This is a genomic window from Micromonospora sp. NPDC023633, from assembly GCF_040640035.1.
Lineage (GTDB): Bacteria > Actinomycetota > Actinomycetes > Mycobacteriales > Micromonosporaceae > Micromonospora.
The window spans coordinates 1-8497 of the sequence record NZ_JBFABB010000196.1; the positions used below are offsets into that span (position 1 = coordinate 1).

The window sequence follows — 8497 nt, forward strand, 5'->3', positions numbered from 1 at the left end:
GCGGGCGGCCTCACGTCGGGCACCCGGACCCGAATGGATTACACCAAACCACACCTGGTGGAGGAGTTCCTGACCCGCTTCCAGCAGCAATAGCCGATCAGTCGGAGCGTACCGCGCCTGGTCAGCTCGACGGCCGAGGGCTGTGATGGTGCCGTGGGCGGCCCGTAGCCCAACTGGCGGCGTGCCTGCCGCAATCCCGAGGGGTCGCCGGTGCGGTGGCCCAGCAGCCGGACGTCACCCCGTTCGGCGCAGCACCATGGCTAGGACCCGCATCAGGGTGGTCTTGCCGGCGCCATTCGGACCGAGCAACCCGTGCACGCCCACCCCCAGTTCGAGGTCTAGGTCGTCGAAGACGACTCGCTTGCCGTAGCTGACCCGCAGGCCGTCGACGCTCACCGTCGTCATGCCGATTGCCTCCCCACCCGTTCCCGACACATACACCACCACCGCGGTGACACCCAGCCACCCCGGGCCGCTCGACACTACGACCGGCACACCGCCGACCGGCGGTGCCAGCACCACCACCGCCCACGCCCCCGCCACCACGAGCGCGGCGTACGCGGGCTCGATCAGCGAGCCGAGCGCCAGCGTCAGGCCGGTCAACACGACGCAGGGAAGCAGCCACAACACCGGCGTACCGATACCCGTCACCGCACCGGCCAGGACCGCGACGGGCGCAGCAACCGCGAGCACCGTCAGCGTGCGCCACAGAACGATCCGCAGGCCGCCCTGAGGTGTCCCCGCGATCAGGTCGTGCAACGGATCCGTTCCTCGGCCCGTACGACAGGGCCGTACCCGCGACCGGCTGGTTACTACCGGGAGGCCACTTGAGCATCGATCAGCGCCGCTGGCGGTGACGGGTCTGGGCCTGCGCACCCTGACGTGAGCCGGGCGGTGCCCCCGGCCGGTCAGACGTTCACGTGGAAGTGCACCGCGAAGTAGCCGGTGTTCGCCGTGGAGTTGGACGCCTCCACGCCGACCCACCCGTGGAACGTCCCAGTGTCGCCGATCACCTGGAGCTGCGGCTTGCGGTGCGAACCACCGGTGTAGCAGGTGCTCGACGTCAGGCAGGTGCACCAGTGCTCGTAGAAGTTCCGCCGGCCCGCTCCCGCGAGGTAGTAGCGGATTGGGGCGGAGGTCGCGCCGTTCGGGCAGGACGAACAGGTGGCGGTCGGAGGGCTGAGCCAGCTCAGGCAGTTCCCGTTGCACCGAGCGAACGACCGGAGGTCCATCCCGCTGGGGCCGGCGGCACCGGTGCTTCCGCTGTAGCCGGCGTACCGCCCGGTGTACTGGGCCAGCGGGATGTTGCTGACCGGCGTGTACGCGTCGTTCGAGGCGGAACTGCCGAAGCCCCAGCCGACGGTGACCCCGTAGTTGGAGCTGACGAAGTCGAGCCGGGCCAGGTCGCTGGCGGGCTGGCTGACCGCCCAGGTTTCCTGGACGCCCTCGCTCCAGGTGATGGTGATGTTGTCACCGGAGTTGGTGTACGTGCCGCTCAGGGACTTCACCACGCCACCGGGCTGGAACCCGGCGGCCGTCCGCACCTCGCAGTCGTGGCCGGTGCAGCCGGTCGTCCGGACGCCCGTGCCGGCGGCCCCGACGACGGTGGCCCGGTTCCAGTACCAGAAGCTCTCGGTCACCGTGCCGTTGCCGAAGAAGTGGTAGGTCGCCAGCCGGACCCAGACCGGACCGGTGGCGGGTGCGCCGGCGGCGGGGATGGCCCCGAGCGCGACGCTGTAGATGCGCCGCCCGCCGGGGTAGTCCACCGCCTGCGCGGGTGCCGGTAGGACGACCGCTCCCATGGTCAGCGCCAGCAGCGCGGCGGCGAGATACCGCCAGGTGATCCTCCGTCGACGACCCATTCGTCACTTCCCCTTATGACCGACCGGTCGGCATATCGTATCTGATCGATACCGACCGGATGGTCTCGCGGCGCGGGACGCCCAGGAAAGCCTCGCCGGGTCAGGGGCCGAACGGGTCGGGCCGACGTTCCAGGAGTTCGTGCAGGACCTCGTTGGCTTAGCGCCGGATCCAGCGCCGTTGGTCCTCAAGGGCCTCGTCCTCGGCGGGTCTGCCCGATGGCAGACCCGCCGAAGCTAACCCCGCGGCGTGCCGCCGGCCCGTGGGACGCGCCGGCCGGCACGAACCTCAGGGCGAGGCCCGCCGGGACCGGTGGTTGGCGTGCTTGCGGGCCGCGAAGTCGTACGCCTCGGCCAGCAGTTGCCGCACCGTGTCCAGGGTCGCCTCGCCGGGGTTCACCACGCACACCCAGTGCTGCGGGGCGTAGACCGGGTGCGGCAGCACGGTGTCCGGCACCGTGTGGTCGACGCCGCCGTCCGACCCGTGCCGCTGCGCGAACAGCGCCCCGTACGCCGAGCGGGTCAGTCCGATGTTGAGCCGCCACGCGCCCGGTCTGTCCAGCGCGGAGGCGTCGTCGTAGTGGTCGCCGGTCACGATGGTCGCGAACGGCAGCTGTCGCTCGGCGGGCAGGTCCCGGCCGGGGTCGTAGATGTAGAAGGTGTCCTCGTTCGCCTCCAGGATGTCCACTCCGTCGAAGGTCTCGCGGATGTACCGCTTCATGTCCCCAACGTCCATGCTTCAATGTTTTCATTGAAATGCTTCTTGAGGCTTACGCCCGCTTTCTGCCGTCTGCGGCCGCGAACCCTCAAGTCCGGGCACAACCCGGCCGCACGCACCGGCGGCACCCCGTCCCGGATCCCCGGCGGCCTCCAGCGGCAGCGCGAGCGCCCGCGACCGGGGCCGGCTCGCACCGGATCCGGTCGCGGGCGCACCCGCTATCCGGTGCCGTCGAGGACGGGGATGAGCTGCTCCTCCTCGTACGTCAGGTGGGCCTCCAGCTCGGTGGTGAGACGCGCGACCTCCCGGCCGGCCTCGGCGGGGTCGGTGTCGGGGTCGCCGGCCACCTGCCGCAGGCGTTCGACGAGCGCGGCGATGCGACGGTGTTCCTCGCGCAGCCGCGCCAGCACCGGGGCGAGGTCCGGACGTTGCGCCGCCAGGCCGGCGAACATGCCGTCGTCCTCGTTGCGGTGGTGGTGGTGCAGGCCGTGGCAGAAGGTCAGGCAGTTGACCCACAGCTGCGCGCCCAGGCCCGGGCCGCTGCGGGTGACCTCGTCGCGGATCAGTGCCAGCTCCCGGCGGAACGCGTCGTGGACCAGCTTGAGCGCCGCGCCTCAGGAGGCCGCCTCCGGTGGCCCGCCCGCCACCTGGTGCAACGCCACCACGGGGATCACGCGCGTGGTCTTCGCCTGGTACGCGGCCCAACCCGGGTCGGCCGCCACGGCCCGGGCGAAGATCTCGTCGCGTTCGGCGCCGGCCAGCACGACCGCGCGGGCCTGGTAGGTGAAGACCCCGTCCTCGACGGTGGCGAGCGGGTCGGCGAGGAGGTTGTGGTACCAGTCCGGGTGTTTCGGGCCGCCCCCGGCCGAGGCGATGACGAGGACGCGTTCCTCGCCGTCGGGCAGGTAGCCCACCGGGGTGGTGTGCGGGGCGCCGGAGCGGGCCCCGGTGGTGGTGAGCAGGATCAGCCGGGCCCCCTCGAAGGGCCCGCCGACCCGGCCGGAGTTGGCGCGGAACTCGTCGATGATCTGCTGGTTGAAGTCGTTGGGCAATGCTCTGCTCTCTGCTCGGGCAGGAGGGTGCGGCCACGATGGATCGCCCGCCCGGCGACCGGTGGCGGCGAGGATGCGGATACGCCGGCGTACGACCGGCGTGGACGGTGGGAGACGTGTGAGGGGCGGTGGACGTGGCGTCGACACCGCAGGTGGGGGGCGTCGGCGGGCCGCGGGCCCGCCCCCGGCTCACCTGCCGGCCGGGTGCCCTGTCCGCTCGTGGCCCATGGCCGACCCGGCAGTCACGTGCCCGACCCTAGTGTCGGTGGCGGCGCGCGGGCAAGCGTCATCCGGTTGCGGGAGCCGTGGCGCGGTGGCACGGTCGGGAGATGCCCGAGCTGACCGGCGTCGACGTGGACCACGCGGTGGCCGAGATGACCGCCGTTCTCGGCCCGCACACCGGGCGGGACTGGAGCGTGCCCGCCGGCGGGCTTCAGTGGAGCTGCTGGACCACCGCCGCGCACGTCGCACACGACCTGCTGGCGTACGCCGGCCAGGTCAGCGGGCAGCCCGAGGACGGCTACCTGCCGTTCGACCTGGCCGTCTCCCCCACCGCCGGCCCGGCCGAGGTGCTGCGGGTCGTCGTCGCCTGCGGTGGGCTGCTGCGGGCGGCCGTCGACGCCGCCGGGCCGGACGCCCGGGCGTGGCACTACGGTCCCTGCGACCCGGCGGGCTTCGCGGCGATGGGGGTGGCGGAGACGCTGCTGCACACCGACGACATCACCCGCGGTCTCGGGGTGCCCTGGCAGCCGCCGCAGCGGCTCAGCGCCGCCGTGCTGCGGCGGCTCTTCCCGGACGCGCCCGCCGGGCCCGCGCCGCAGGTGCTGCGGTGGCTGACCGGCCGCGGCGAACTGCCCGGTCGCGCCCGGCGCACGTCCTGGTCGTGGCGGGCGGCGGTGGACTGACCGGGGCTACGCCGCCCGGCGGCGCCAGGGCGGTCGCCAGCTTCGTCGGCGCGGTGGAGCCGGCGGCGGGGACGGTGGCGGGGTCGCGGCGGCGGCGGTCTCCCGCTCGGCCCGCCAGCGGCGGACCACGTCGTCGACGTTGACGGGGCGCACCGCGACCCGGGGACCGGTGGGCGTACGCAGCCAGGAGAGGATCTGGGCGTTGAGGTCGGCGACGAACGCGCGCACGGACTGCTCGGTCGGCAGGTCCCGCACCTCGTCGGGCACCTGCTCGATGCGGCGGCGCAGTTGCAGTGGCGTCGGCAGCAGCAGATCGGTGGGCAGCTTCTCCCGCTCGAGGAAGCTCTTGATCCACCACGACTCGTCGTACGGCTGGCCGCGGCCCGGGATGGGCTTGCCCATGCCGGGCAGGTTGTCGAACTCGCCCTGCTCCTGCGCCGCGCGGATGCGCGCCTCGACCGTCGCTTCCCAGCTGTCCACCTGCCGACACCTCCCCGGGCCCCACGGTAACGCGGTCACCGCGTCGTGGCCGACGCAAGAAGTCAGCGCCCCGGCCGGGACGGGCATTCCCGCGCGGGTCGGCAGCGGGCGTGCCGGTGGCCGTCGCGGGGGAACGGCGGCCGGGCCGGCAGCACCTCCTGGAAGCGGTAGCCGGCCTTCTCCGCGACGCGGCAGGACGCCGGGTTGTCGATCTGGTGCAGCAGGTCCAGCCGGCGCAGGCCGGCGAAGCGGGCGAACGCCCAGTCGGTGACGGCAGTCAGGGCGTGCGGCGCGACGCCCCTGCCCCGGGCGGGTGCGGCGGTCCAGTAGCCGACCTCGGCGTCCCCACCGCCCTCGGTGACGTTCTTGAGGATCACCTGCGCCACCAGGGTCTCGCCGGCCGGGTGCGGCTCGAGCACCGCGAAGCTGAACCGGTGGCCGTCGGCCCAGTCCCGGTGCGCCGCGGCCAGGAACCGGCGCGCCTCGGCGGTGGTGGTCACCGGCGCGCGGGTCCAGCGCCGCAGCACCGGGTCGCGGTACGCGGCGATCAGGGCGTCGGCGTCGGTGGCGCGCCAGGGGCGCAGCAGGAGTTCCGGCAGGGTCTCGGTGGCCGGGGCGTGCAGCATCGGCCCAGTGTGCCCGGCGCCGCGTCGGCGGTGGGGGCGGGCGGCGTGGGCCCGGTCGCCGCGGCACGCCGGAACGGGTCGGCGGCGCGGTGGCGTACGGCGTAGGGTCGGCGCGAGTCGGGCGGAACGGGGGGACGGCATGGTCGGCACGGGTGCGCTGGTGGGCATCGCGCTGGTGGCGTTGGGGATGGTGCTGACCCCCGGCCCGAACATGGTCTATCTGGTGTCCCGGTCGGTGACCCAGGGCCGGCGGGCGGGGCTGGTGTCGCTGCTCGGCGTCGCCGCCGGATTCGGCGTCTACCTGGCCGCCGCGGTCGCCGGCATCGCCACGGTGTTCGTGCTGGTGCCCGCCCTCTACACGGCGGTCAAGCTGGCCGGTGCGGCGTACCTGCTGTGGCTGGCGTGGCAGGCGCTGCGGCCGGGCGGGCAGTCGCCGTTTGCCCCGGCGCCGCTGCCGCCGGACCGGGCCCGACGACTGTTCACCATGGGCCTGGTCACCAACCTGCTGAACCCCAAGATCGCGATCCTCTACGTGTCGCTGCTGCCGCAGTTCATCGACCCGGCCCGCGGTCACGTGGCGGCGCAGAGCCTGCTGCTGGGGCTGACCCAGATCGCGGTGGCGCTGACGGTGAACGCGCTGATCGTGCTCAGCGCCGGTGCGCTCGCCGGCTTCTTCGCCCGCCGGCCGCTGTGGCTGCGGGTGCAGCGGCTGGTGATGGGCACGGTGCTGGCGGGGCTGGCGGTGCGCATCGCCGCCGACCGGTCGCGCGCCGCCGTCGCCATGCCCTGACCGCGAGCCCGCCCCGACAACGCGACGGGCACCTGCGCCACCGGGCGCGGCGGCGAGCGGGACACCCACGGTGTCAGGCCCCCCGGTCGGTGCCGGTCTCCCGGAGCACGGCCACACCTGGTCACCGGCGCGCCCCTCGGGAAGGTGGCCGGCTGGCTGGCGGAGGTGGCGGGCTTCTTCGCGGACTTCCTCACGGTCACCGACGAGACGGGCACCGTGCTCGTCGTGCCGTCGTACTCGGCGGAGACCGGCCCGCGCGACGAGCGGAGGCGGCCGGTGCACGTGGCGGTGAACGCCACGATGGACATCGCCGCCGCCCGGCACGCCCTGCGTACCGCCGAGGAGGTGACCGGCTCCGACCGGTGGGCGGGGCTGCGGCAGCGGCTGCCCGCGTACCGGGTCGACGAGCGGGGGGCGCTGGCCGAGTGGGCCTGGCCCGGCTACCACGGCGACGACGAGCACCGCCACGTCAGCCACCTCTATCCGGTGTGGCCGCTGGACGAGATCAACCTGGACGACACCCCCGAGCTGGCCCGGGCCGCGCACCGCGCGCTGGCGCTGCGCGGCGACGAGAACCTCTCCGCGCACGGCAGCCTGCACCGGGCGCTGGCCGCCGCCCGGCTGCACGACGGCGCGCTGACCGCCGAGAACCTGCTGAAGATCCTCGGCAACGACATGTTCTTCCGGTCCCTGATGAGCGCGCACAACCCGGGGCCTGGTGACGTACAACGCCGACGCCTCCCACGCCCTGCCGGCCGTGCTGATCGAGTCGCTGGTGCAGTCCCGCCCAGGGCTGCTGCGGCTGCTGCCGGCCGCGCTGCCGGGCCTGGGCGCCGGAGTCCTGCGCGGGGTGGCCTGCGCGGGGCGGCCTGCCGGGGACGGGTCGGCGTCGAGGAGCTGTCCTGGTCCGCCGGCCGGGTCCGGGCCCGCCTGGTCTCCCCCCGTGGCGCAGCGGCTGACCGTACGCAGCCCCTACGGTGGGCGGGACGTGGACCTGGTCGCGGCGACGCCGGTCGAGGTGGCCTTCGCCGCGCCGCGATGACCGGCGACGGTCGGTCAGAGGGCGTCGGGCCGGGCGAGCGCGGGATGCCGCTCGCCGGGAGCGGCGTGCCAGACGGGGGCGTCCTCGCGCAGCGTGGTGTCGATGCGCAGCCGCGCCCACTCGTCGATCTCCGGCAGGTCGGTCGGGTCGAACCAGCCCACCTCGGTGGACTCGTCGTCGTTGACCCGCGGCTCGCCGCCCACCGCCCGGCACCGGAACCACACGTTCAGGTACTCGCAGACGTCGCCGTTGGGATAGACCGCGGGGTGGGTGGCGACGCCGGCGACCCGTTCGATGCGGGCGTGCACGCCGGTCTCCTCGTACACCTCCCGCAGGACGGCGTCGGCGGGTTGCTCGCCGGGGTCGATGAGGCCGGCGGGCACCGACCAGCGGCCGTTGTCGGCGCGCCGGGCCAGCAGCACCCGTCCGTCGTCGTCGCGGACGACCGCGCTGACCCCGGGCAGCAGGAGCAGGTCGTGACCGACGTGGGCGCGCAGCCTGGCGATGTACGGGGAGATGGCCACCCGGTCACGCTATCCGGTGGCGTCGCGGTGCCGGCGGAGCATCCCGACGGCGTGGCGTCCAGTCGCCGGCCGGCCCGGTGGTCCGGCCGGCGGTGGCCGGGCCCGGCAGTAGACTCCGCCCTCGATGGACGCCGAGCCCACCCCCACCGAGACCCGCCCCTGCGCCCACTGCGGACGCCAGGTGCCGCAGCGCGCCGGCGCCGGCCGGCCGTTCCGCTACTGCCGCGACAACGACGGCGCCTGCCAGCGGGCCTCACGCAACAGCCGGATGCGGCACCGCAACGCCCCCGGGCTGCCCGGTCAGGTGGCCCGCACCTGGGAGGCGGTGGACCGGCTGGAGCAGGTCGCGGAGAGCCTCGCCGAGGCCCTGCACGCCGAGCTGTCCCCGGTCGGGGTGGAACGCCAGCTCGCGCAGGCCCGCGCCGACGCCGCGACGCAGGTCGCGGCGGCGCAGACCGAGCGCGACGAGGCCCGCCGCGACGCCGAGGACGCCGCCGCGGC

Annotated in this window: 10 protein-coding genes and 2 pseudogenes; 4 read left to right on the forward strand and 8 right to left on the reverse strand. The window is 74.4% G+C overall.

Annotated elements, in window-relative coordinates:
* Positions 1-164: 164 nt before the first annotated feature.
* The 5 genes and pseudogenes from AB0G13_RS32745 to AB0G13_RS32765 all read right to left on the reverse strand — a co-directional run.
* Positions 165-405, reverse strand: a pseudogene (locus AB0G13_RS32745) (ATP-binding cassette domain-containing protein); the annotation flags it as partial.
* Positions 406-908: 503 nt separating this feature from the next.
* Positions 909-1862, reverse strand: coding sequence for a hypothetical protein (locus AB0G13_RS32750; RefSeq protein ID WP_357882957.1), 954 nt, complete (start codon positions 1860-1862; stop codon positions 909-911).
* A gap of 286 nt (positions 1863-2148) precedes the next feature.
* The gene (locus AB0G13_RS32755) at positions 2149-2595 is read right to left on the reverse strand and encodes a DUF6194 family protein (RefSeq protein WP_357882960.1); all 447 of its coding nucleotides are present in this window, start codon (positions 2593-2595) and stop codon (positions 2149-2151) included.
* A 200-nt stretch (positions 2596-2795) separates the two neighbouring features.
* The gene (locus AB0G13_RS32760) at positions 2796-3176 is read right to left on the reverse strand and encodes a hemerythrin domain-containing protein (protein WP_357882985.1); all 381 of its coding nucleotides are present in this window, start codon (positions 3174-3176) and stop codon (positions 2796-2798) included.
* A gap of 15 nt (positions 3177-3191) precedes the next feature.
* Positions 3192-3629 carry a nitroreductase family deazaflavin-dependent oxidoreductase gene (locus AB0G13_RS32765; RefSeq protein WP_357882963.1) on the reverse strand — a complete coding sequence of 146 codons (438 nt, stop codon included), beginning with the start codon at positions 3627-3629 and terminating at the stop codon, positions 3192-3194.
* A 329-nt stretch (positions 3630-3958) separates the two neighbouring features.
* Between AB0G13_RS32765 and AB0G13_RS32770 the strand changes: the two genes are divergently transcribed.
* Entirely contained in the window at positions 3959-4534 is a 576-nt protein-coding gene (locus AB0G13_RS32770) for a maleylpyruvate isomerase N-terminal domain-containing protein (protein ID WP_357882966.1), read from the forward strand.
* 6 nt (positions 4535-4540) lie between these two features.
* On the opposite strand, the gene AB0G13_RS32775 is transcribed toward AB0G13_RS32770, so the two are convergent.
* Together AB0G13_RS32775 and AB0G13_RS32780 are read right to left on the reverse strand one after the other, a co-directional pair.
* On the reverse strand, positions 4541-5014 hold the full coding sequence (locus tag AB0G13_RS32775) for a DUF1992 domain-containing protein (protein ID WP_357882970.1): 474 nt from the start codon (positions 5012-5014) through the stop codon (positions 4541-4543).
* A 62-nt stretch (positions 5015-5076) separates the two neighbouring features.
* Positions 5077-5640: a GNAT family N-acetyltransferase gene (locus tag AB0G13_RS32780; RefSeq protein WP_357882973.1), complete on the reverse strand. Its 564-nt coding sequence runs from the start codon at positions 5638-5640 to the stop codon at positions 5077-5079.
* Positions 5641-5779: 139 nt separating this feature from the next.
* On the opposite strand from AB0G13_RS32780, the gene AB0G13_RS32785 reads away from it, so the two are divergent.
* Both AB0G13_RS32785 and AB0G13_RS32790 read left to right on the forward strand, forming a co-directional pair.
* A complete protein-coding gene (locus AB0G13_RS32785; RefSeq protein WP_357882976.1) occupies positions 5780-6430 on the forward strand; it encodes a LysE family translocator in 651 nt (216 codons plus the stop codon).
* Between the two features lie 718 nt (positions 6431-7148).
* Positions 7149-7472 carry a hypothetical protein gene (locus tag AB0G13_RS32790; RefSeq protein ID WP_357882979.1) on the forward strand — a complete coding sequence of 108 codons (324 nt, stop codon included), beginning with the start codon at positions 7149-7151 and terminating at the stop codon, positions 7470-7472.
* Between the two features lie 14 nt (positions 7473-7486).
* Here the strand turns inward: AB0G13_RS32790 and AB0G13_RS32795 are convergent, their stop codons facing one another.
* On the reverse strand, positions 7487-7996 hold the full coding sequence (locus AB0G13_RS32795) for an NUDIX domain-containing protein (RefSeq protein WP_357882982.1): 510 nt from the start codon (positions 7994-7996) through the stop codon (positions 7487-7489).
* Positions 7997-8120: 124 nt separating this feature from the next.
* Between AB0G13_RS32795 and AB0G13_RS32800 the strand changes: the two are divergent.
* Positions 8121-8497 (forward strand): annotated as a pseudogene (locus AB0G13_RS32800) (hypothetical protein); the annotation flags it as partial.